Origin of the sequence: Leuconostoc fallax (assembly GCF_004354645.1) — a bacterium.
Classification (GTDB): domain Bacteria; phylum Bacillota; class Bacilli; order Lactobacillales; family Lactobacillaceae; genus Leuconostoc_B; species Leuconostoc_B fallax.
The window spans coordinates 88563-110923 of record NZ_PUFI01000009.1; the positions used below are offsets into that span (position 1 = coordinate 88563).

The window sequence follows — 22361 nt, forward strand, 5'->3', positions numbered from 1 at the left end:
CCATGACGATTAGAAATAGTCATGGTTGGTGAATATATTCTTATTGGAAAACCATACCACCGTCAACAATCAGTGTTTGGCCAGTAACGTAATCTGAATCTTTGCTTGCTAAGAAGGCAACGGCGTTAGCAATGTCTTCTGGTTCTGCTAAGCGCTTCAAAGAAATATCTTGTGCAAATTGTTGCATACCCCAGTCAAAGTCTTTACCTGCATTATCTGCTACTTTTTGTGCGATATCGTTCATCATAGGTGTTTTAACGATACCGGGTGCAAATGCGTTGACTGTAATGTTGTCAGCCGCCAATTCACGTGCAGTTGTTTGTGTAATACCACGAATAGCAAATTTTGTTGAGCCATAAACAGTCAGGTTGGGATTGCCAAGGACACCAGCTTGAGAAGTGGCGTTGATAATTTTACCACCATGACCTAAAGCACGCATCTTTTCAACAGCAGCTTGGGTACCCCAAATTGTACCACCAACATTAATTTTCCAAGTACTGTCTAAAGTGTCTTGGTTTACTTCCATAATTGGTGTTGTAGGCGCAACGCCAGCATTATTGACAATCACATTGAAATCACCGAGTTGTTCGGTTGCTTCATTTACTGCGCGGAACATATCATCACGATTTTGTACATCTGCAGCGATAGCGACAGCTTTTTGACCGTTGCTTGTGATTTTATCAGCAACATCTTGAACCTTGCTTAATGTTCTACCAACCAATGCGACTGCAAAACCATCATTGGCTAAACGCATAGCAATTGAAGCGCCAATACCTTGTCCAGCACCAGTGACTAATGCAACTTTACTCATGAAATTACCTCTTTCTTGTCTTTTTTATGTTCATTATATCACAATATTTATGAAATAACCCGTAGTTTTAATTCGTATTGTGAAAGAGATTTCGTTAAAATGAAGTTGGGATTGAGTTGTTTGCTAATGATATGGATAAGAAAGGTTAATCAATATGGCAATCTACGATTTTGAACTAACAGAGATGAGTGGACAACGTATTAAGTTATCTAGCTATCAAGGTAAGGTAATACTTATTGTGAACACGGCGAGTAAATGTGGTTTTGCGCCACAATTGGAAGAGCTAGAAATGTTATATCAGCAATATCATGGTTTAGGTCTTGAAATTATTGGTATCCCGTCCAATCAATTTCATCAAGAATTGGCAACAAATGAAGAGACGAACGACTATTGTCGGTTACATTTTGGGGTGACATTTCCAATGACACAGCAAGTACGAGTTAATGGAGCTGATGCCGATCCGTTATTTGTATACTTAAAAAAAGTTTCAGGAAAAGGACCGATAAAATGGAACTTTACGAAGTTTCTCATTGATCGTGAGGGTAAATTGTTTAAACGGTATGCACCAATGACGCGACCTAAAAGTTTTGAAACAACGATACAAGAGTTATTAACCGATCAAAAAAACGCAGTGTAATCACTGCGTTTTTTGTTGCATAATAGTATCACGACGATGAATCGAGATGCCACATAGCACTAAAATAACTGACAATATAGCAATAGTTAATATGGTACTGATCCATGAAGATGTTAATGATTGTAGTAATCCAAAAGCCAAAGGGCCAAATGCAGCTAATAAATAGCCAGCAGATTGAGCCATGCCAGATAAGTCTGCTGTTTGATGCCCGGTTTGTGTCTTACTTGTGAAAAAGATGATAGCTAAATTAAAGGATGCACCACAGCCAAGACCGATTAAAAATGCCAATATCATGTGTATGAGGAGCGATTGTATTGGCAGTAATAACCCGACGACCGCTAAAGACAGGCCAATGAATACCAGGCCGAGTATAGATGGTACCCCATAGTGATAACGAACCAACATTGGCACTAAAATCGCTGCGGGTAAAGTGCCAACTTGCATGATGGTCGCGATATTACCAGCTTCAATTGTAGAAAAGCCTTGCGTTGTTAGGATACTAGGTAACCAAGTGAGTAAAGAGTAAAAAACAAGTGACTGCAGACCGAAAAATAACGTAATTAACCACGCTGTCGGTAATCGCCAAACAGAAGGGGAATCTCCGGGTGCTGCGGTTGCTGTGGCGGTTGTCGATATGTTCTGAGTCTGACGATAGTGTAAATTGGGGAACCAAAGGATCAAATTGATGATGGCAATGATTGAGAGTAACCCTAATGTCCATGACAATGTTGTTCGTGCAATCAGCCAACCAGCTAAACCAGTACCCAAGGCACCCACAATAAGCATTGACATTGTGAAAATTGCGGTGATTGCTTCGGTACGATGGGCATAATGATCTTTAATAACAGCTGGTATTAAGACGTTACCGCCATCAATACCAATGGCAATGAATAATGTACCTAAAAAAAGAGCAATCACATCGGGGATAATGCGAACAGCACTACCAATGGCAAGAACAATTAACAAAATATAGATGATAACTTCATTGCCAAAGCGTTTTCCTAGTTTAGCAATGAAGGGTGACATGATGGCAAAAGTTAATAGCGGAATGGTTGTTAAGAGGCCAGATAAAGCAGTTGGAATATGGAAGGTTTGCTTAATTGTATCAAGCAACGGTGGCATCAATGTGATAGGCAAACGCATATTTGCCGCAACAAAAACGATACTCAAGAGTAACAATGGACTGTGACCGGACGCTTTTTTCATGATGAGTTATGATCTTTCTGTTAAATTAGTATAATGCACAATGCATTTAGTATAGCAAGGTACACTATCAAAATGTGCGTAGATGTCAGTTAATGCACATGCTAGATAATGGTTGACTGCATAATGCTATCGAAATAGGTTAAAATATAGTAAATTGGTTGAGGCGGTGAACAGAACGATGAAACGATCAAAGACATATCAGATCGTCTATGAAGTGCTCAATGCTGTCACGCACGGCTTGGGATTTATTATGGCGGTTATTGGTGGTATAGCGTTAATATTACATATTTTCAGAGAACCAGTTAGTGTTCTTGAAGTTGTTGCCATTGCAATCTATATTGGTACGGTTGGTTTCTTTTTATTGGCATCAACATTATTTCATTCATTGATTTTTACAAAAGCTGCAAAAGTATTTCAATTTTTTGATCATGCTGGAATTTATCTTGTCATCTTAGGCACCTATACCCCCTATACATGGTTACTGCTGGGGAATTGGATTGGATGGAGTATTTGGGGTGCCATTCTAGCATTAACTATTGCTGGCCTGACTTATGATTTATTTTTTGTTGGGCGGTGGCCATGGGTATCGGTAACAATTTATCTTGTCATGGGTTGGCTGATTATTTTAGCTATGCCAGTATTGTGGGGGATTTTATCGCATACAGCTTTCTGGTTATTATTAGCTGGTGGTATTGTTTACTCTCTTGGCACGATTTTCTATTTGGTTCCCAAAATTCCAATGGGTCATGTTTATTGGCATGTTTTTGTCCTTGTGGGTGCGGGGTTAATGTACTTTAGTATATTTATTTCCTTATAAAAAGGAGCAGTTAATCTGCTCCTTTTTATTGATTGGCTTCAATTGTGATTAAATTATGTTCTGAATCGTAGATTTGAAAGGCGATTTTGTGGTTGAAACGTGTATCGCTATGCACGATTTGAATAAAGTTATTACGCAAGTGCGCTTTGAGAACATCTTGATGATCGCGGACAAGTAATTCAATATCAGCAGTGGGTTCTCCAACAACAAATTGAATATCTTGGCCATCAATTGTTAAATGGCGTTGTGATTCATGTCCGGACTGCGGTAAATCAAAGACATCTCGCCAAAAGCGATAGGCGCGATCAATATTACGAGCTGGAATTGTTTTGAGATTTAATTTACGTGGTTTCATAATATATTTATTGTAGCATGAAGCCATGTCATGTTATCTGAAATTTCATGAAAAACATTACGGTATCAGCTGGAAAATAGGGTACAATGGGAACATGGCATTATTAGAAGTAAGTGGCCTATCAATGGCCTACGCAGAAAAAACATTATATGAAGACGCTGAATTTACCCTTAATCTCAATGAACATATGGGCATTGTTGGGCAAAATGGCGCTGGTAAATCAACACTTATCAAGATCTTGACAGGCCAAGAATTACCTTTATCAGGTAAAATAACATGGCAAAAAGGCTTGAAAATTGGTTATTTAGATCAATATGCTGAAATTCCAGAAGAAATGCAACTCGTTGACTTTTTACACACTGCTTATCAAGATTTGTACGATAAGCAAGCACGTATGAATGAGTTATATGCAACTTATGGTAACACTTTTGACGATAAGCTTTTAGAACGCGCAGCACGAATGCAGGAAGAATTGGATGCAGCAGATTTCTACGAACTTGATACGCAAATAGAACGTGTTATTACGGGATTGGGATTAGAAGCCATTGGTCGTGACCGTGTCTTGGCAGAGATGTCTGGTGGGCAGCGTGCTAAAGTTATTTTGGCAAAGTTACTCTTGGAAAACGATGATGTGATCATTTTAGATGAACCAACCAACTATTTAGATGTTTCTCATATTGAATGGTTACAGGATTTCTTGCAATCATTTGAAGGTGCAGCAATGATTATTTCGCACGATTTCGATTTTCTAGACAAGGTCACTAACGCAATTATTGACGTTGCCTTTGGTAAAATCAATAAATATCGTGGTAGTTTTCAAAAGGCGATGCGCCAAAAGGCAGAACGTACGGAACAACAGTTGCGTTCTTATGAAAAACAGCAAGCTGAAATCGATAAAGCCCAAAAGTTTATCGCGAAGAACAAAGCGAGAGCAAGTACTTCAAAGCAAGCGCGTTCGCGTGAAAAGATGTTGGCGCGAATGGATAAAATTGATCCACCATCTGAAAATTTGAAGGCTTCATTTAATTTTCCTTATGTGGAAAGTCAGTCTGCCAATGCTTTGACAGTAACTGATCTATCGGTTGGATACGTCACACCAGTTCTTGAACCCGTAACGTTTAGTATTACAACGCATCAAAAAATTGCCTTTAAAGGTTTTAATGGTGCGGGTAAATCAACGTTGATCAAGTCAATTTTGGGTGTTATTCCTAGTCTTGGTGGTGAAGCACAATTTTCACCATCAGCTAAGATTAATTACTTTGATCAAGATTTGGAATGGGATAATGATCAAAAGACACCACTACAAGAAATGCAAGATCGCTTTCCGACGATGGAGCCTAAGGCGTTGCGTACGCGTTTAGCTGCTGCTGGTATTAACGCAGAAAATGCGATGAAGCCGATGCAACAACTATCCGGTGGTGAGCAGACCAAGGTTAAGCTTGCCATTATGGAAATGGTTCCCAGCAACTTCATGATTTTGGATGAGCCAACGAATCATTTGGATGAACAAACTAAACAAGCTTTGAAACAAGCTTTGCGCAAATTCCCAGGTAATCTGATCGTTGTCAGTCACGAATCATCATTTACGGCAGGATTAGTTGATAAAGAATTAAACGTTGCTGCATTAAGTTATAAGCAAGAAGATTAAGAAAATTCATATATTTTGGTCATCGTGTTTGACATCTAAATCTAATTAAAATATAATAAAAACAGATTAAAATCATAGAGGTTGCTACTGACATGAGTATCCTGTGGAATGTTTACAGACATGGTGAAACAGGGATAAAGGGGATGTAGCCGAAACACCGATACTGTAGGATCGAGTTGTTGGGCTGTTAGTGAATAACTAGCAGACTGTCGCGTTAGCGGGGTGCTATGACAGTTCGATGATGATGTAGAATCCATAACTGCCAAGAGCCGTTATGGTTTTTTTATAAAAATTTTGAGGAGTAATAATGGTTGAAGCAATCACACGCCCGACACGCATCGAAATTTCTAAAAGTGCTATCCAGCACAATATTGAAGTTGTCAAACAAACAGCGGGCGCTACAAAGTTATTTTTAGCGGTGAAATCAAATGGTTATGGCTTAGGATTAGTACCAGTTAGCCAAGCAGCTGTTGCTGGCGGGGCTTATGGCTTAGCCGTAGCCTTGATGGATGAAGCCTTGGCATTACGCGATGCCAGAATTACTGCGCCAATTATAATTCTAGGCATTTCGCCAGCAGAACAAGCTGAGCTTATGGCGGTTCAAAATATTATCACAACAGTTGTCTCACTTGATTGGTTAAAATCCGCAGCGCAGAATTTGAGTGGTGAACAACGTTTAGCGGTATCAATTGGGGTCGACACGGGTATGGGGCGCATTGGTTTTCGAGATCGTGATGCGCTTGCTGAGACGATAGATTATTTGCAGCAACATCAAGATAAATTCGAATATACTGGTTTGTTTACACATTTTTCAGAATCCGATTCTAGTGAAGTTGCGTATTTTCATAAGCAATTAGAACGTTGGCATGCCTTAACGGACGGATTACCAGCCCCTAAATTTTATCATGTGGCTAATTCCGGTGCGGCAATGTATCATGCTGACGAAGTACCACATGATGTTGTGCGCGTTGGTACGGTCGTTTATGGCATGGAACCATCACGTGGCGAACTCAATGATGGCAAGGATTTACAACCTGTGATGACATTGCGTAGCGAAATTAATTTTATGAAGCAATTACCAGCAGGAGAGGGTATCAGTTATTCTCATAAATATACAACCACCGATGATGAGTGGATTGGCACTGTACCCATTGGTTACGGCGATGGTTGGTTACGAAAGATGATGGGATTTAATGTCATTGTCGATGGCCAGTATGTGCCGATTGTTGGACAAGTCGCGATGGATCAACTCATGATTCGTTTACCAAGAGAATATCCACTCGGGACGACAGTAACGTTTATTGGCCGTGATGGTGCATTAGAAAATACGCTTGAAGACGTGGCGACGCATGCTGATTTAGCACCTTGGGAAATTGTGACCGGCTTCCAAGAACGTTTACATCGTATATTAGTAGATTAAAGATAATAGAGGAGAAAAATCATGGCAGAAGTAGGATACAATGTAGCGATTTTGGGTGCAACCGGTGCTGTAGGCACACGATTAATCCAACAATTAGAACAATCCAATGTACCGGTAAAATCAATTAAATTGTTAGCCTCAACGCGCTCGGCTGGGAAAACTTTACAGTTTAAGCAAAAAGATATTGTCGTAGAAGCAACAACACCAGAGAGTTTTGATGGTATTGATCTGGTTTTGGCTTCAGGTGGTGGATCGGTGTCGAAAAAATTTGCACCGGAAGCTGTGAAGCGCGGTGCTGTGGTGGTTGATAACTCTAGTTTTTGGCGGATGAATGATCAGGTACCATTGGTGGTTCCTGAGGTAAATGAGGATGCTTTGTATCAACATCATGGTATTATTGCTAATCCAAATTGTTCAACAATTCAAATGGTGGTTGCTTTGGCACCAATCAAGCAACAATTTGGCTTGAAGCGCGTGATTGTTTCTACTTATCAGGCCGCTTCTGGTGCGGGTCAAACTGCTTGGCAGGAGTTAATGACGCAATCGCAAGCTTATATTAACGGCGAAGAAATGACGGCTGATATTTTGCCTGTCAAAGGGGATAAGCAACATTATCCATTAGCATTTAATCTATTACCACAGATTGATGTATTCGAAGATTATGGCTACACGCATGAAGAGTGGAAAATGATTCATGAAACCAAGAAGATTATGTTTGGTGATAAAAATACCAAGGCAATTAAAGTGACGGCCACGGCTGTACGTGTCCCTGTTCCAATTGGACACGGTGAAACAGTCTACTTTGAAACAGAGAGTGGGACGCAAGCCACGGCCGCTGGAATACAAAAGGCTTTGGCAACAGCAGATGGTGTTGTTTTGCAAGATGATCCGGCACACCAAGTTTATCCACAACCGATTAATGCGGAAGGTAAGCGCGAAACCTTTGTGGGACGCGTACGACCAGATGTTGAAAATGATGATAGCTTCCATATGTGGGTTGTATCAGACAATCTATTAAAGGGAGCAGCTTGGAATACTGTTCAGATTGCCGAAAGACTCGTGGCACTGAATCTTGTACGTGTACCAAAAGATGCATCAGCACTATTTCCAACCGAAGCATAATATAAAAAAGCCTGTCCTTCAATCGAAGAACAGGCTTTTTTCTTATTTTATTAATGACGATTACTTGTCAGACTTGTGTTTTGCGTCTTCCATTTTTTCTTTCGCATCGTCAACGAAGTCCTTAGCTGCATCTTTAGCATCACTGAGTTTATCTTTGGCCTTACCTAAGAAGCCTTGTGCCTTACCTTCGACTTCACGCGCTTTGTCGTCAGTAATCTTACCTTCGACTTCCTTAGCAGTACCACTTACTTTATCTTTAGTGCTGTCAATCTTATCATCTAATGGCATTGATATATCCTCCTAGCTAAATTTTACTACACCCTAATTGTAGCAAAGCGAATGGTAAAACACTTATAATATGCTCAAAATGGATATTTTCAATAGAATCCTTAAATTCTCATTGATTATTCATTTAAAGTACGGATTTTCGTGTTAAAATAGACTTGTCGGGAGACAAAAATAAACAGGGGTAGACTTTGATGCGTTAAGTGTGATGGAAACGGAATGTGGGCCATCGACGAAGTGAAGCAGTTGCTTTACGCGATATCATTGTCACATTCACCAATAAATAGGTGAACCACTCCAAATGGAGGTTCAGATTTATGAATAGAAGTACGTTGTTTCGGTCGTTTTCGCTGCCTAAATTAGGGACACAGCAGCTGGTTGTGCTTGCCTTGTTGATGGCATTAGATATGGTATTAGGGCGCTTAAGTGTCGGTACTAATATGCTTAGAATTAGCTTCGGGTTTGTTGCGATATCTTTGATTGCGAAGTTGTACGGCCCATTATGGACGATGTTAGTTGCAGCGGTTTTGGATATCGTTGGTGCAACGATTATTAGTCCTAATGGTAATTTCTTTTTTGGTTTCACCTTATCTGCTATTGTGGCGGGTTTGATTTATGGCACAGCATACTATGGTTATGAACATACACGGTTATTGCGAGTTGTCATTGCCGTCATCTTGGTCTCAATCATTATTAACTTAATTTCAAATACATTGTGGTTGCAAATGATGTATCATCCAATATCGAATTGGCAAACATTTTATGCTTTTATTACACCACGTTTGATTAAGCAAATTATTTTCGTGCCAATACAGATTTTGATTACTTATATTTTCTTAAATAATGCAATTATTAAGCATTTAATCACTGAATTATTTAACAAAAAAAGCTAAACATTGTTTAGCTTTTTTATTAGGCTTCTTTTTTATAAACATCACCATGGACAAGGCGTTTGAAGAGATGACGATCAGTCCAAGCGATATTATGACCTTGTAATAGAAATGAAAAAACAGTGCCCACGCCTAGTGCAACAAGTTGATGACTAAACAGAAAGGCGATGAGGGATAATGTAATCGCAATAACGAAGTTGCTCATTTGTGCTTTAGATGCATTACCAAAAAAATAATTGAATCGTAGGATATTGGTCAAATCATCTAAAGGATGCATAATCCAGTTAGCACGTTGGTAAATGGAGATGGCGACACCAATCAAGAAAACAGCAAAAATATCTATAGGTAAGCGTAGTGTCCAGGAAATATTTTGAATACCATACGCAATAAATAGCTTTGAGAAGACGCCGACAAGCCAGCTAAAAGAAAGACCAAAGATGATATTGCCAAAGAATCGTGGCCAATCAATTTTGCGTAAAAGTATCATATTAATCAAAGCAATACTAACAGCAATAATGGCCAAAAAAACACTAATTGGCCACTGCGTTGCGTTGGATAAGTTAGCACCAGCTGCTGTCCATGGGGCCGAACCCATAGCAGTTGCGACACTAAGACCGTTCCCAAAGGCATTAATGACTAATGAAATAACAAAGAAAAATAGTTTCTGTTTTAACGTGAGTTCAAAATATTGTCCGTCTACAATATACATAATTTTATTGTCCTTTCGAGACATTATTTTATTTGGTTACAATAGGAAAATTATAGCAAATTTTTGCACTGAACAAATACAAAAGATAAATCTATTTATTTTGTGACTTTATTTACAAACTGTAAATAGCATTATAGCAACGTTGAAAGCGCATGCAGATTAAGGCGTTCACAGATTTTTTGATTAAAAAGTTGCTTTTTTAAAAAAGCTGATATATACTTATATTGTTAAGAAATGAGCAATATAAAAAGGAGTACAAATTATGGTACAAACAACAGCAAAGAAGCCAGTAAAAAAGGTTTTAACTCCAGAAGAAAAAGCAGAATTAACCCAACAAGCAGAGACGATGATCGCCGGATTGATTGAAAAATCACAAAGGGCTTTGACTGAGTTTTCAACTTTCTCACAGGAAAAGGTTGATGAAATTGTCGCAGCTATGGCGTTAGCCGGTTCTGAAAATTCATTACGATTAGCTCATGCAGCCCATGATGAAACAGGTCGAGGCGTTGTTGAAGATAAAGATACTAAGAATCGTTTTGCATCGGAATCTGTTTATAACGCGATTAAATTTGATAAGACCGTTGGTGTTATTAATGAAGATAAAATCCAAGGAAAGGTTGAATTGGCAGCGCCGCTAGGTATTCTAGCTGGAATCGTGCCAACGACCAACCCAACTTCTACAGCTATTTTCAAGTCAATGCTAACAGCGAAGACACGTAATACGATTATCTTTGCTTTCCATCCCCAAGCTCAGAAGTCGTCAGTACTTGCAGCTAAGGTGGTTTACGAAGCTGCTGTTGCAGCCGGAGCACCTAAGAACTTTATTCAGTGGATTGAGAAGCCATCACTTTATGCCACATCAGCATTAATTCAAAACCCACACATTGCCTCAATTTTGGCAACCGGTGGTCCTTCAATGGTTAATGCAGCTTTGAAGTCAGGTAATCCATCAATGGGTGTTGGTGCCGGTAACGGTGCTGTATATATTGACGGGACGGTTGATGTTGACCGAGCAGTTGAAGATTTGCTATTATCAAAGCGTTTCGATAATGGTATGATTTGTGCCACTGAAAACTCAGCAGTTATTCAAGCTCCCGTTTACGATGCCGTGTTAGCACAGTTACAAGCACAAGGTGCTTATGTTGTCCCTAAGAAGGACTACGATAAGATTGCCAGCTTTGTCTTTAAGGCAAATGCTGAGGGCTATGGTGTAGCCGGACCAGTTGCCGGTATGAGTGGTCGTTGGATTGCTGAGCAAGCTGGTGTAAAGATGCCAGATGACGCTGATGTCTTGTTATTTGAATTAGACCAAAAGAATATCGGTGAAGCACTTTCATCTGAAAAGTTGAGCCCATTATTGTCAATCTATAAAGTGAATACTCGTCAAGAAGCCATCGAAACTGTTCAAAAGTTATTGAATTATCAAGGTGCTGGTCATAACGCAGCCATCCAAATTGGTGCGCAAGATGATCCGTTTGTTAAGGAATATGCTGATGCTATCGGTGCTTCACGTATCCTAGTTAATCAACCTGATTCAATTGGTGGTGTCGGTGATATCTATACAGATGCAATGCGACCATCATTAACACTAGGAACTGGTTCATGGGGGAAGAATTCATTGTCACATAACTTGTCAACTTATGATTTGCTAAATATTAAGACTGTTGCACGCCGTCGTAATCGACCACAATGGGTACGTTTGCCTAAGGAAGTTTATTACGAATCCAACGCTTTGACTTATCTACAAGATTTGCCAGGCGTTCAACGCGCATTCATTGTTGCTGATCCTGGTATGGTACAGTTTGGATTTGTTGACCGTGTATTAGGCCAACTAGAATTGCGTCAAGATCAAGTCCAGACATCAATTTATGGTTCTGTTAAGCCAGATCCAACATTGTCACAAGCTATTGATATTGCACGTCAAATGGCTGAATTTAAGCCAGATACAGTGATCCTATTGGGCGGTGGTTCTGCTCTTGATGCTGGTAAAATTGCGCGATTCATGTATGAATACTCATCACGTCATGAGGGTATCCTTGAAGATACAGCAGCACTTAAAGAATTGTTTATGGAACTCCAACAGAAGTTTATGGATATCCGTAAGCGTATTGTGAAGTTCTATCATGCACGCTTGACGCAGATGGTAGCTATTCCAACGACATCAGGTACTGGTTCAGAAGTCACACCATTTGCCGTCATTACAGACGATGATACGCATGTTAAGTATCCATTAGCAGATTATGAATTAACACCTGAAGTTGCAATTGTTGATCCTGAGTTTGTTATGACAGTACCAAAGCGAACAGTGGCTTTGTCAGGATTAGATGCTTTGTCACACGCCTTTGAAAGTTATGTTTCTGTCATGGCTTCTGAATTCACACGGCCATGGGCACTTCAAGCGATTAAGTTAATCTTTGAGAACTTAACAGCGTCTTACCAGTATGATCCTAAGAATCCGACAAAAGAAGGACAGTATTCACGTACAAAGATGCACTATGCTTCAACGTTAGCTGGTATGTCATTTGCCAACTCATTCTTGGGTATTAATCACTCTCTTGCCCACAAGACAGGTGGCGAATTTGGTTTGCCACACGGTTTGGCTATCTCAATCGCTATGCAACATGTGATTCGTTTCAACGCGGTTACTGGTAACGTTAAGCGCACACCATACCCACGTTATGAAACCTACACAGCACAAAAGGACTATGCTGATATTGCGCGTCACATTGGTTTGAGTGGTAAGGACGATGCAGCGTTGGTTGATGCTTTGATTAAGAAGATTCAAGAATTAGTAAAGAGTGTTGAAGTGGATACTACCTTATCAGGAAACGGTGTATCTAAGGCTGACTTAGAAAAGTCATTGGATAAGTTGACAGATCTAGTCTACAATGACCAGTGCACACCTGGTAATCCACGCCAACCAAGCCTATCAGAAATCCGTCAATTATTACTTGATCAGTTCTAATGTTGATTGAATTGGCATCATAACCACATCTATTTTTTGGCCATACCTTGCGGAGTAGCTTAAAATAAGCTAGAATGAATTTACAGTTTGCCATAAGTAGATCCGCTTCAGAAAGTTATTGGTTGATGAGAAATAACACGATCGAAACTCCAGCAATTATCGTTTAGTGGGTAATGCCACTCGGTTACCACCGTTATTTGGTTGAATGAAGTGTCGTATATTGTGAATGTGATATACGAAAGTTGGGTGGTACCACGGAAGCGCGCTTTCGTCCCTTTGGGATGTGAGCGCGCTTTTCATTTTGAGATAAAAGGGAGCAAAATCAATGTTAGATATCAAATATTTACGCAAATCAACACAAGAAGCGAAGCAGCGTTTAGTAGATCGTGGTGTTGCACCAGAAAAATTAGATGAATTGCTGGCGGTTGATCAACAACGTCGTGATACGATTCAAAAAGTTGAATCACTGAAGTCACAGCGCAATGATGTAACTGAAAAAATTGCCTTTGCTAAGCGTCATAAAGAGGATGCAAGTGAAGCTATTGCGCAAATGCAAGAAGTTGGCGCTGAAATTAAAACATTGGACGCGCAACAAGCGCAATTGGATGAACAGGTACAATCATTGGCAGCTCATTTGCCTAATTTGGCGCATGAGGACGTACCGGTTGGGCCAGACGAAGCAGCTAACGTTGAGCAAAGAAAGTGGGAACCAGCGGTTTATGGTCATCGGCCACAAGCATTAGCACCAACACCAGAATGGGTTAAGGCGCATTATGATATTGGTGAAAGACTGGGTATTTTAGACTTTGAACGTGGTGCTAAAGTTTCAGGTGCGCGTTTCTTGTATTACGTTGGCGATGGTGCGCGTTTGGAACGCGCTGTGTATAACTTTATGTTGGATGAACATCGTAAAGAAGGTTATACGGAAATGATTACGCCGATTGTTGTGAATGATTCAGCGATGTTTGGTACGGGACAATACCCTAAGTTTCAAGAAGATGCGTATCGAGTAGCTGGTTTAGATCAAACATATATTCCAACAGCTGAAGTGCCACTGACGAATTACTATTCAGGTGAAACTTTGCCTGCTGAAGATTTGCCAATTAAATTTACAGCCTTGTCACCATCGTTTAGAAAAGAAGCGGGTGCTGCCGGAAAAGACACGCGTGGCTTGATTCGTTTGCATCAATTTAATAAAGTTGAAATGGTTAAATTTACAAAGCCAGAGCAGTCATATGATGAATTAGAGAAAATGACTGCCAATGCGGAAAATATTCTGCAAAAACTTGGTTTGCCTTACCATGTGATTGCTTTGTCAACGGGAGATATGGGCTTTAGTGCAGCCAAGACTTATGATGTAGAAGTTTGGATGCCACAACAGCAAGTTTATCGTGAAATTTCTTCGGTCTCTAATACCGAAGATTTCCAAGCGCGACGCATGCATATTACTTATCGTGATGAACAGGGTAAGTTACAACTTGTTCATACACTCAATGGTTCAGGTTTAGCAGTTGGACGTACAATTGCGGCCATTCTAGAGAATTATCAAAATGAGGATGGTACAGTGACGATTCCAGAAGTATTGCAGCCATACATGGGTGGACAAGAGTATTTACAAGCTACACGCCATATTTAAAAGTACGATCAATGAGTTGTCATTTTGACAGCTCATTTTTTAGTTTGTTCAGCAGTCATATTTTAACTACTCTGACATTGATGTGTGTATACTGTAGGCGAAAGCACGTGAACAGGGAGAAAATTATGCAAAAAATTCAAATTGGACAAACGGATATTCAAGCGAGCAAGGTTGCATTAGGTGTTATGCGGATTAACGATAAATCTGCATCTGAAGCCCAGAAGATTGTTCAGACAGCTTATGGTAATGGCATTAATTTTTTTGATACAGCTGATATTTATGGTGCAGGGCGCAGCTCTAAAATATTTGGTGATGCATTAAAGACAACCGGTATTGCCCGTCACGACATTTATATTCAATCTAAGTCTGGTGTTATTTTGGCTGATGGTCAAATTGATGGTGATGGTTTAAAGGGACCACGCTATGATTTTAGTAAGCGACATCTGATAGCGACAGTGGACACAGAATTACGTCGGCTACAAACAGATTATTTAGATACCTTTTTGTTACATCGTCCAGATGCATTAATGGTCTTAGATGATGTTGCCGAGGCTTTCCAACAGTTGGAACAATCTGGCAAGGTGCGCTATTTTGGCGTGTCGAATATGCATCCGGGTCAAGTGACGCTGTTACAAAGTGCCTTATCGCAAAAACTACAAATTAATCAGTTACAATTTGGATTGAAACATACCAATATGATTGATAATGAGTTGCATGTTAACGTTGATAGTACACATACTCTTGGGGATAATAGCGATATCTTATCCTACTCGCGTCTCAATAAAATGACGATTCAAGCTTGGTCACCATTGCAATATGGCTATTTTGGTGGTGTTTTTGTCGATAACGAACAATTTCCTGAATTGAATGCAACGTTGCAAGCATTAGCCATTAAATACGATGTGACAAAAAGTAGCATCGCCGTCGCTTGGATTTTACATCATCCTGCAAAAATTCAAGTCACTATTGGCACAATGAATGTTGAGCGTATTGTACAGATGACAGACTTAGATTATGACTTAACAAATCAAGAATGGTATGACTTATACGTTGCTGCTGGTCATGATTTACCCTAATAATCTGGAAAATCCTAAGATTTTATAAAGTTCTTCACAACGCAATGAATTTGCAGGTAACATAATAAGTATTGTTATCATGAGGAGAATGAAAAAATGTTAGGTTGGAAAACCGTTTTAGACAATAGGCGAGCAGTCTATGGCTGGCTTTTAGCACTTATTGTACCTACTTTATTAGTTGGCGGTTGGCTTGGGGTGACCAGCCACGTGGCACAACATACTAATCGTTTAAAAGTGGCTGTTGTTAACCAGGATTCGGGCGCTAAGTATCAAGGTAAAAATCAAAATATTGGTGCGCAATTAAGCCAGGGGCTCATGGCTCAAAAGCAACTTGATTTTGTATCTGTCAATACGGTGAAGCAAGCGCGCCAGAAGCTCGAGCAAAAACAAGTATCGGCTGTTTTGGTTTGGCCAGAGAATACAACACAGCGATTATCTGAATTTAAGCACTCTGGAAAGCCTATCGTTGTTCAACAATATATTGATTCTGGTCGTAACGCCTTTGCGACAGAACAGATCCAGCGTCGGTTGACTAATATTGTCACTGGATTAAGTGAGCAGTTGCTGATGGGAAATACTGGTGCTAGTACTTTAGAAAATCTTGTCAAACAAAGTGGACAACTACAGGATGAAGCTAACGACTTACAGACTAATTTACGTGCAGTTGGGCGTAATTTAGACACAGATAAGGCAGCAGATTTGCAAAAAGATGCAACAGATACAGCCAATGACTTGGCACAATATTCTTCAGCATTAAATGCAGCCGTTGCTAGTGATGATAAAGAAAAAATGTCGGAATTGGCTACTAAAATCAATACATTATCTTATAAAATGCAAACTGATATTGTTAGTTCAATAGCGGGTATTGCCACGAGCCTGGATGATACGAAGATGCTAAGCAGTCAAGATAGCGTTATCCAAGCGGGTGCTAAAACAATTGCTGATGGTCAAAATGGTATTCAAAAATCATTAAAAACAATGTTGGGGCAACAGGCAGATAATCAAGATGCTAATGGAACAAATCAGATGATTGCCATGCATACAGTGGATCAGCGGCCGATTAAGCAGTCCGGACAAGTGACTTTGCCAACGATTACAGCAATTGCTTTAACAATACAAGCTATTTTATTTGGTATTATCTTGAAAGTATCACATGTTAAAGCCGAGACATTAGCGCTTGAGCAATGGTGGCAGACTTTCCGTGTTGTTGGTCTCTTATCGATTATAAGCGCTGTGGTTATGGGTGCTTTACCGTTATTGTGGCACATTTCACTTGAGAATATCTGGTTGCTGATGGGCATTAATGTAATTGGTTTGTGGTTGTTGACCAGTATTGTTTGGTTATTTAAGCATTATTTAGGACAAATTGGTTGGTGGTTGGCAACGGTATTGCTGACTATTCAGACTTTTATGGCAACTGATTTATATCATTTGGCCATTTTAGATAAGCCGTTTCAATTGCTTCATCAATTATTACCCTTACATCAAATTCAGTCTGCTATTCAGTCTGCTGTATTTGGTGGTGAGGTGACCAACGATATATTGATTGTGATTATCTGGTTTTTAGTCCTAACGATGTTAATTGTCATCAGTTATCGTGTGCACCAACGTGCGGTTTGGAACAAAACCCTTGCTACGGATGCCTCATAAATAGTTTGAAAGCCGGCACCACCGGCTTTTTTAATGTCGTAATGTGAAAGCGTTTACACATCGGTGTTGAAATGCTAATATGAAATTGTAATGGTTTACTCGATTAAAGAAACTGGAGGCGTATATGCGTAATGTAGTTGTGATTGGGAGTTTAAATATTGACATCGTTCAAAAGGTGCCACGCTTGCCACGACAAGGTGAGACGCTGGGTGTCACCGACCAGTCGAGTAACTTTGGTGGAAAAGGTGCTAACCAAGCCATTGCGGCACAACGTCAAGGTAGCCAAGTGGCGATGATTGGTGCGATCGGGGATGATGATCGTGGTTTGGCTTTTCGTCAATTGATGACAGATGAAAAAATGGATGATCGTTATATTACGACAAAAGCACCACATACAGGGTCGGCAACAATTATGTTGGAACCTGATGGTCATAATACAATATTGGTACATGGTGGCGCGAACATGAGTTTGACGCGTGAAGATGTCAGACGGGCTGAATCAGTCATTGCTGAAGCCGATGTGGTTGTCGCGCAGTTGGAGGTTCCTCGTGAAGCGATTGAAGAGGGGTTTAAAATTGCCAAACAGCACGGCGTAACAACTATTTTGAATCCAGCACCTGTCACGCATTATATTGAACAAGCAATTATTGATCACACAGACCTTGTGGTGCCAAACGAAACAGAAGCGGCTGCATTGGCGGGTGTTCCTGCAACAACAGATCGAAAAGAATTAGAACAGGTTATTGATATCTTACATGACAAAGGATTTAAAGATATTGTTGTGACTTTGGGTGCTGATGGTGTTTATTACGATGTGAAGCAACAGCAGGGTATTGTCCCTATTATTCCTGCCAAAGTTGTTGATACGACGGCTGCGGGTGATACCTTTATTGGTTCTTTAGCTGCGAACTGGTCGAGTGATTTGTCAATCGAAGCGTTATTGACACGCGCAACCGCTGCATCATCTATTGTTGTAGCAAGGCCGGGGGCTATTGCAGCGATTCCTTTGAAGCGAGAAGTTGATGCATTGTTAGTGGAACGAGGTCTTGCTGATGAGTAAAAACGACATTAAGCAACAAATTGGTAATTATGCAGCAAAGTTAGTGCAAAATCATACCACGGTAGGGCTTGGTACTGGCACGACAGTATCTTATTTCTTAGTTGCCTTAGCACAAAGGATTAAAAAAGAACATTTGGATATTGTTGGCGTAACAACTTCTGAAAAGACAACGTTGAGTGCCAAAGAACTTGGTATCCGAATTGTTGATATTGATGACACAGATGGTATTGATTTAACGATTGATGGCGCGGACGAAGTGGATACTTATCTTAATGGCATTAAAGGCGGTGGGGCAGCATTACTAATGGAAAAAATTGTTGCCAAAAATTCAAAGGAAAATGTCTGGATTGTTGATGAAAGTAAGGTTCACAATATTTTAGGTAGTTTCCCGCTTCCGGTTGAAGTTGTACCATTTGGCAGTGGGCGTTTATATCGTGAATTTGCATTGAAAGGGTTGAATCCACGTTATCGTGTCGATAATTTAGGCAGACGTATTGTAACAGATGCACAGCACTATATTATTGATTTGGTACTGGATGTAATCAATAACCCATATGAGTTAGCGCAATATTTAGAAAGTAGGGTTGGTGTTGTTGAGCACGGCTTGTTCTTGGGTATTGCTAATCGTGTTATTGTAGGGAATGACGATGGTATTGAAGTTTTGGAGCGTCGTACAGCTAATCAAAAATTATAAATGTTGCTAGATAAAAAACACCCGCCATTTTATGAGATGGTGGGTGTTTTTAATGATAGAAAAACGAGTAGCAAAAGCTACTCGTTTGGAACTGCTCCACCTGGATTCGAACCAGGGACCTGCGCATTAACAGTGCGTTATTCTACCGCTGAACTATGGAGCAAAAAGTGGACAGTCAGGGGCTCGAACCCTGGACCCACGGATTAAGAGTCCGTTGCTCTACCAACTGAGCTAACTGTCCATGTCTTTAACAACAGATAATAATATAACATGATTTTTTTGATGATGCAATACTTTTTAAGATTAAAATACAATGTTTTCGATTAGATACTTAAAAAGTACTTTTAGTAGTATTGAAAGCGCTAACATTGTGTGCTATAATTAAGTTAACAAATAAGAGGAGGCTATAGATGACGCAAAGACAACTTGAACAAAACGCTTCAATTGAGATGTTTAATAGCCGGTGGTCGAATCAATAAGCGAAATGATAGCATGTATAGTCAATGATACGTGAACACTAATTCGTGAATGAAAGCGCTGATTGATAGACAATCTGGTAGGGGAATGAATTACCGATAACACACGCTAGATAACATTTGAATGGCGTATTTAAGTAACACGTTTGCAGCGTGTTTCACATGAGAATAATGGAAAAGCACAATGATGGTAAGCATGGTTGTGCTTTTTTATTATTCTGATTTTTATAAAAAATAATATTATAGATGCTAATTGTTTTATTTTTGCTTATAATGGTAAGCAGTATGAATTTAGGAGATATGTCATGAGACAAAAGGCTAGTAATGCAATCTATGATGTGCAAGAACGACCACCGTTTTGGACGTGGTTTGGTCTATCATTACAACATTTATTTAGCATGTTTGGTGCAACGGTATTGGTACCCTTGCTTGTGGGGTTGAATCCAGGTGTTGCGCTGTTTACATCTGGTGTAGGGACATTACTTCACTTGTTAATCACCCGTGGCCGAATTCCGGCTTATATGGGATCGAGTTTTGCATTTATCATTCCAATGGCTTCACTGATGAAGACGATTGGCTATCCGGCAGTGGCCCAGGGGATTATATCTGTTGGTGTCGTGTATTTGCTAGTTGCTTTACTTGTGACAGTAACTGGAACGAAGTGGATTAATCAGATTTTCCCACCGGAAGTTGTTGGTCCTATTATCATGGTAATTGGTTTGAGCTTGGCAGGATCAGCTGCGAGCTCAGCCACGATGTTGAATAACCATTATGATATTCGTGTTTTTTTGGTAGCGTTGGTGACCTTACTAGCGACAATTGGCTTTAATATGTTCTTGAGTGGCTTTTGGGGATTAATGCCAGTATTGCTTGGTATTATTTTTGGGTATATTGTCGCCTTGATTGTCGGTCTTGTTGATTTACAGCCAGTTATTAATGCGCAATGGTTTGCGTTACCGAATTTTGAAAGCTTTATGGATAAGGATGGTTTCAAATTTTATCCGGCAGCTGTTTTGAGTATGGCACCACTTGCTTTGGTTACATTATCAGAACACTTAGGTCACTTAATGGTCTTAAATAAAATTACTGGACATGATTTTTTTGAAAATCCGGGATTGAAGCGGACATTGACAGGAGATGGGACAGCTTCTGTTGTTGCTGGTTTAATTGGTGGTCCTGCTGTGACATCATATGGTGAAAATATTGGCGTTATGCAATTGAGTCGTGTTTACTCTGTTTGGGTGATTGGTGGTGCTGCCTTTTTCGCCGTTATTTTTGGTTTTGTTGGTAAACTTTCTGCATTAATCTCAACGATTCCTGGTGCAGTCACTGGTGGTGTTGGCTTTATGTTGTATGGTGTCATTGCAGCAGCAGGATTACAGGTTATTGTTGATAATAAAGTTGATTATAGTCGTAAACGTAATTTAATGATTGCAGCACCTATACTGGTTGTTGGTATTGGTAACTTTCATTTGCAACTTGGTTCACAAATGGACTTTTCTGGTGTCGCAATTGCAACTGTTCTTGGGATTATCTTGAATATTTGCTTACCACGTGTTGCAGCATCTGAAAAAGAAGATTAAAAAAGTGACACACGTTAGTGTGTTGCTTTTTTATATACGCTAAAGGGTATGGCAAATATAAAAGAGATAATGAAAACGTTATCATTAATAGTGGCTTTGGTAAAGATATAAGGGTTTGTGAAAAATGTGGTTTTTATGTTGTTTTTTTAATTCAAAAGAGTATTATAAATTTATGTATTTATGACGAATAGCCGATTTCGACCATTTCGCCAAATAGCAAGAAAGGAGAAAGCGCATGGATGAACCTACGGCAACGTTTGAGTTTATTGGGCTAACATTTGATTGGACCACCATTCTTTCAACGTTGCTGGCGAGTGCAATTGTTGTTTTAGTCGCTTGGTTGCTGACACGTCACTTGAGTGTTAGACCAGGTAAAAAGCAAAATGCAATTGAATATTTGTTGGATTTCACTAACAATATTGTTGGTGGCCAATTAAGCAAGTCGCAGGCAAGAACTTTTGGTTTGTACGCGTTTACGTTGTTTTTCTTCATAATCGTGGCAAACGAAATGGGCTTATTGTTGCAGATTAAATTTGGTGATGTAACTTATATTAAATCACCAACTGCAGATCCTGTGGTAACAATGACCTTAGCCATTATGTCATTAATGGTGGCTCATGGAACTGGTGTTAAGGAACTTGGTTTTGGTGGATATATTAAAAATATGTTATTCAAGCCATATGCCTGGATGTTGCCTTTGAATATCATTGAGCAACTGGCCAATTTCTTAACGTTGTCATTGCGATTGTTTGGAAATATTTTCGCTGGTGAAATGTTGCTAACATTGGTGGCTAACAGCCTAGCTTGGCCAGGTCACTTTAATGGTTTTTGGTCAGTAGTAGCTTTGCCAATTGAAATGATTTGGCAAGGATTTTCACTCTTTATTGGTGCCATTCAGGCATATGTCTTTGTCATATTGACAGGCGTATTCATCGCCCAGTTGAGTGGGGACGAATAAGTAATGAAGTGTGATAGTGGAAAAATAGTGAGACTATTGCCCACAATAATTAGTAAGTATAATTTTTTTGAATAGTACACTGATATTTGATGAATCAATTCAGTGTGCTAGAGGATAAAGGAGATAATCTCATGGAGCACTTAGGTGTTATTGCTGCCGGACTTGCTGCCGGCGCAGCTGCCATTGGTGGTGGTATTGGTAACGGTGTTTTAATTTCACAGTTTTTGGCCGGTATGAGCCGTCAACCTGAATTAGAAGGTCGTTTGTTGTCGCGTATGTTCTTGGGTGTTGCGTTGGTCGAAGTTATGCCAATTTTGTCAATCGTTTTCGCCTTCATGTTGATGAACAGATAATTAAGATTAG

Annotated in this window: 20 protein-coding genes, 2 tRNA genes and 2 riboswitches; of the genes, 15 read left to right on the forward strand and 7 right to left on the reverse strand. The window is 39.8% G+C overall.

The genetic code is table 11. The annotated features are described in order from the left end of the window. Positions 1 to 40: 40 nt before the first annotated feature. Complete coding sequence (locus C5L23_RS03260) at positions 41 to 811, reverse strand: (S)-acetoin forming diacetyl reductase (protein WP_010008258.1); 771 nt, start codon at positions 809 to 811, stop codon at positions 41 to 43. A 154-nt stretch (positions 812 to 965) separates the two neighbouring features. On the opposite strand from C5L23_RS03260, the gene C5L23_RS03265 reads away from it, so the two are divergent. Next, entirely contained in the window at positions 966 to 1448 is a 483-nt protein-coding gene (locus C5L23_RS03265; RefSeq protein ID WP_133264286.1) for a glutathione peroxidase, read from the forward strand. On the opposite strand, the gene C5L23_RS03270 is transcribed toward C5L23_RS03265, so the two are convergent. After that, positions 1449 to 2654 (reverse strand): CynX/NimT family MFS transporter, encoded by a 1206-nt coding sequence (locus C5L23_RS03270; protein WP_133264287.1) that lies wholly within the window; start codon positions 2652 to 2654, stop codon positions 1449 to 1451. A 178-nt stretch (positions 2655 to 2832) separates the two neighbouring features. Between C5L23_RS03270 and trhA the strand changes: the two genes are divergently transcribed. Beyond that, positions 2833 to 3471, forward strand: coding sequence for a PAQR family membrane homeostasis protein TrhA (gene trhA / locus C5L23_RS03275; RefSeq protein WP_010008255.1), 639 nt, complete (start codon positions 2833 to 2835; stop codon positions 3469 to 3471). 25 nt (positions 3472 to 3496) lie between these two features. Here the strand turns inward: trhA and C5L23_RS03280 are convergent, their stop codons facing one another. Next, positions 3497 to 3826 carry a VOC family protein gene (locus C5L23_RS03280; RefSeq protein ID WP_010008254.1) on the reverse strand — a complete coding sequence of 110 codons (330 nt, stop codon included), beginning with the start codon at positions 3824 to 3826 and terminating at the stop codon, positions 3497 to 3499. 94 nt (positions 3827 to 3920) lie between these two features. Here C5L23_RS03280 and C5L23_RS03285 point away from each other — a divergent pair, with 94 nt between their 5' ends. From C5L23_RS03285 to C5L23_RS03295, 3 genes are all read left to right on the forward strand, one after another. After that, positions 3921 to 5474: an ABC-F family ATP-binding cassette domain-containing protein gene (locus C5L23_RS03285; RefSeq protein WP_010008253.1), complete on the forward strand. Its 1554-nt coding sequence runs from the start codon at positions 3921 to 3923 to the stop codon at positions 5472 to 5474. 67 nt (positions 5475 to 5541) lie between these two features. Next, positions 5542 to 5710, forward strand: a riboswitch (Lysine riboswitch). A gap of 71 nt (positions 5711 to 5781) precedes the next feature. Beyond that, on the forward strand, positions 5782 to 6894 hold the full coding sequence (alr, locus tag C5L23_RS03290) for an alanine racemase (RefSeq protein WP_010008251.1): 1113 nt from the start codon (positions 5782 to 5784) through the stop codon (positions 6892 to 6894). Between the two features lie 21 nt (positions 6895 to 6915). After that, positions 6916 to 8016, forward strand: coding sequence for an aspartate-semialdehyde dehydrogenase (locus tag C5L23_RS03295; protein WP_010008250.1), 1101 nt, complete (start codon positions 6916 to 6918; stop codon positions 8014 to 8016). Between the two features lie 60 nt (positions 8017 to 8076). Here C5L23_RS03295 and C5L23_RS03300 read toward each other — a convergent pair whose 3' ends face one another. Beyond that, positions 8077 to 8304, reverse strand: coding sequence for a CsbD family protein (locus tag C5L23_RS03300; RefSeq protein WP_010008249.1), 228 nt, complete (start codon positions 8302 to 8304; stop codon positions 8077 to 8079). 175 nt (positions 8305 to 8479) lie between these two features. Further along, a riboswitch (THF riboswitch) is annotated at positions 8480 to 8582 on the forward strand. A 36-nt stretch (positions 8583 to 8618) separates the two neighbouring features. Here C5L23_RS03300 and C5L23_RS03305 point away from each other — a divergent pair. Continuing rightward, positions 8619 to 9194 carry a folate family ECF transporter S component gene (locus C5L23_RS03305; RefSeq protein WP_133264288.1) on the forward strand — a complete coding sequence of 192 codons (576 nt, stop codon included), beginning with the start codon at positions 8619 to 8621 and terminating at the stop codon, positions 9192 to 9194. 19 nt (positions 9195 to 9213) lie between these two features. On the opposite strand, the gene C5L23_RS03310 is transcribed toward C5L23_RS03305, so the two are convergent. Continuing rightward, positions 9214 to 9900 (reverse strand): DUF6198 family protein, encoded by a 687-nt coding sequence (locus C5L23_RS03310; RefSeq protein ID WP_133264289.1) that lies wholly within the window; start codon positions 9898 to 9900, stop codon positions 9214 to 9216. A gap of 262 nt (positions 9901 to 10162) precedes the next feature. Here C5L23_RS03310 and adhE point away from each other — a divergent pair, with 262 nt between their 5' ends. From adhE to rpiA, 6 genes are all read left to right on the forward strand, one after another. Further along, positions 10163 to 12865, forward strand: coding sequence for a bifunctional acetaldehyde-CoA/alcohol dehydrogenase (gene adhE, locus C5L23_RS03315; protein ID WP_010008243.1), 2703 nt, complete (start codon positions 10163 to 10165; stop codon positions 12863 to 12865). 325 nt (positions 12866 to 13190) lie between these two features. Further along, positions 13191 to 14501: a serine--tRNA ligase gene (gene serS, locus C5L23_RS03320; RefSeq protein WP_010008241.1), complete on the forward strand. Its 1311-nt coding sequence runs from the start codon at positions 13191 to 13193 to the stop codon at positions 14499 to 14501. Positions 14502 to 14626: 125 nt separating this feature from the next. After that, positions 14627 to 15577, forward strand: coding sequence for an aldo/keto reductase (locus tag C5L23_RS03325; RefSeq protein WP_133264290.1), 951 nt, complete (start codon positions 14627 to 14629; stop codon positions 15575 to 15577). A 96-nt stretch (positions 15578 to 15673) separates the two neighbouring features. Then, a complete protein-coding gene (locus C5L23_RS03330) occupies positions 15674 to 17227 on the forward strand; it encodes a YhgE/Pip domain-containing protein (protein ID WP_010008237.1) in 1554 nt (517 codons plus the stop codon). A gap of 124 nt (positions 17228 to 17351) precedes the next feature. Beyond that, positions 17352 to 18287, forward strand: a complete 936-nt coding sequence (rbsK, locus tag C5L23_RS03335) for a ribokinase (RefSeq protein ID WP_010008236.1) — start codon at positions 17352 to 17354, stop codon at positions 18285 to 18287. Beyond that, positions 18277 to 18981, forward strand: a complete 705-nt coding sequence (gene rpiA / locus C5L23_RS03340) for a ribose-5-phosphate isomerase RpiA (protein ID WP_420813002.1) — start codon at positions 18277 to 18279, stop codon at positions 18979 to 18981. Before rbsK ends, rpiA begins: the two co-directional genes overlap by 11 nt. 91 nt (positions 18982 to 19072) lie before the next feature. On the opposite strand, the gene C5L23_RS03345 is transcribed toward rpiA, so the two are convergent. Together C5L23_RS03345 and C5L23_RS03350 are read right to left on the reverse strand one after the other, a co-directional pair. Beyond that, positions 19073 to 19144 (reverse strand) — tRNA-Asn (locus C5L23_RS03345). Positions 19145 to 19149: 5 nt separating this feature from the next. Next, positions 19150 to 19222 (reverse strand) — tRNA-Lys (locus C5L23_RS03350). A 540-nt stretch (positions 19223 to 19762) separates the two neighbouring features. On the opposite strand from C5L23_RS03350, the gene C5L23_RS03355 reads away from it, so the two are divergent. The 3 genes from C5L23_RS03355 (at position 19763) to atpE (ending at position 22351) form a co-directional block, all read left to right on the forward strand. Further along, positions 19763 to 21040, forward strand: coding sequence for a uracil-xanthine permease family protein (locus C5L23_RS03355; RefSeq protein WP_133264292.1), 1278 nt, complete (start codon positions 19763 to 19765; stop codon positions 21038 to 21040). Positions 21041 to 21275: 235 nt separating this feature from the next. Next, positions 21276 to 21998, forward strand: coding sequence for a F0F1 ATP synthase subunit A (gene atpB / locus C5L23_RS03360; RefSeq protein WP_010008231.1), 723 nt, complete (start codon positions 21276 to 21278; stop codon positions 21996 to 21998). Between the two features lie 131 nt (positions 21999 to 22129). Further along, the gene (gene atpE, locus C5L23_RS03365) at positions 22130 to 22351 is read left to right on the forward strand and encodes a F0F1 ATP synthase subunit C (RefSeq protein WP_133264293.1); all 222 of its coding nucleotides are present in this window, start codon (positions 22130 to 22132) and stop codon (positions 22349 to 22351) included. Positions 22352 to 22361: the final 10 nt, after the last annotated feature.

What these genes read in the sequence shown, in the direction of transcription:
- C5L23_RS03280 (WP_010008254.1), bottom strand. Translation starts at nt 3,826, where the DNA reads ATGAAACCACGTAAATTAAATCTCAAAACAATTCCAGCTCGTAATATT.
- serS (WP_010008241.1), top strand. Translation starts at nt 13,191, where the DNA reads ATGTTAGATATCAAATATTTACGCAAATCAACACAAGAAGCGAAGCAG.
- C5L23_RS03305 (WP_133264288.1), top strand. Translation starts at nt 8,619, where the DNA reads ATGAATAGAAGTACGTTGTTTCGGTCGTTTTCGCTGCCTAAATTAGGG.
- C5L23_RS03330 (WP_010008237.1), top strand. Translation starts at nt 15,674, where the DNA reads ATGTTAGGTTGGAAAACCGTTTTAGACAATAGGCGAGCAGTCTATGGC.
- C5L23_RS03300 (WP_010008249.1), bottom strand. Translation starts at nt 8,304, where the DNA reads ATGCCATTAGATGATAAGATTGACAGCACTAAAGATAAAGTAAGTGGT.
- rbsK (WP_010008236.1), top strand. Translation starts at nt 17,352, where the DNA reads ATGCGTAATGTAGTTGTGATTGGGAGTTTAAATATTGACATCGTTCAA.
- adhE (WP_010008243.1), top strand. Translation starts at nt 10,163, where the DNA reads ATGGTACAAACAACAGCAAAGAAGCCAGTAAAAAAGGTTTTAACTCCA.
- C5L23_RS03295 (WP_010008250.1), top strand. Translation starts at nt 6,916, where the DNA reads ATGGCAGAAGTAGGATACAATGTAGCGATTTTGGGTGCAACCGGTGCT.
- C5L23_RS03355 (WP_133264292.1), top strand. Translation starts at nt 19,763, where the DNA reads ATGAGACAAAAGGCTAGTAATGCAATCTATGATGTGCAAGAACGACCA.
- C5L23_RS03270 (WP_133264287.1), bottom strand. Translation starts at nt 2,654, where the DNA reads ATGAAAAAAGCGTCCGGTCACAGTCCATTGTTACTCTTGAGTATCGTT.
- C5L23_RS03325 (WP_133264290.1), top strand. Translation starts at nt 14,627, where the DNA reads ATGCAAAAAATTCAAATTGGACAAACGGATATTCAAGCGAGCAAGGTT.
- C5L23_RS03260 (WP_010008258.1), bottom strand. Translation starts at nt 811, where the DNA reads ATGAGTAAAGTTGCATTAGTCACTGGTGCTGGACAAGGTATTGGCGCT.
- alr (WP_010008251.1), top strand. Translation starts at nt 5,782, where the DNA reads ATGGTTGAAGCAATCACACGCCCGACACGCATCGAAATTTCTAAAAGT.
- C5L23_RS03285 (WP_010008253.1), top strand. Translation starts at nt 3,921, where the DNA reads ATGGCATTATTAGAAGTAAGTGGCCTATCAATGGCCTACGCAGAAAAA.
- C5L23_RS03265 (WP_133264286.1), top strand. Translation starts at nt 966, where the DNA reads ATGGCAATCTACGATTTTGAACTAACAGAGATGAGTGGACAACGTATT.
- atpB (WP_010008231.1), top strand. Translation starts at nt 21,276, where the DNA reads ATGGATGAACCTACGGCAACGTTTGAGTTTATTGGGCTAACATTTGAT.
- atpE (WP_133264293.1), top strand. Translation starts at nt 22,130, where the DNA reads ATGGAGCACTTAGGTGTTATTGCTGCCGGACTTGCTGCCGGCGCAGCT.
- trhA (WP_010008255.1), top strand. Translation starts at nt 2,833, where the DNA reads ATGAAACGATCAAAGACATATCAGATCGTCTATGAAGTGCTCAATGCT.
- C5L23_RS03310 (WP_133264289.1), bottom strand. Translation starts at nt 9,900, where the DNA reads ATGTATATTGTAGACGGACAATATTTTGAACTCACGTTAAAACAGAAA.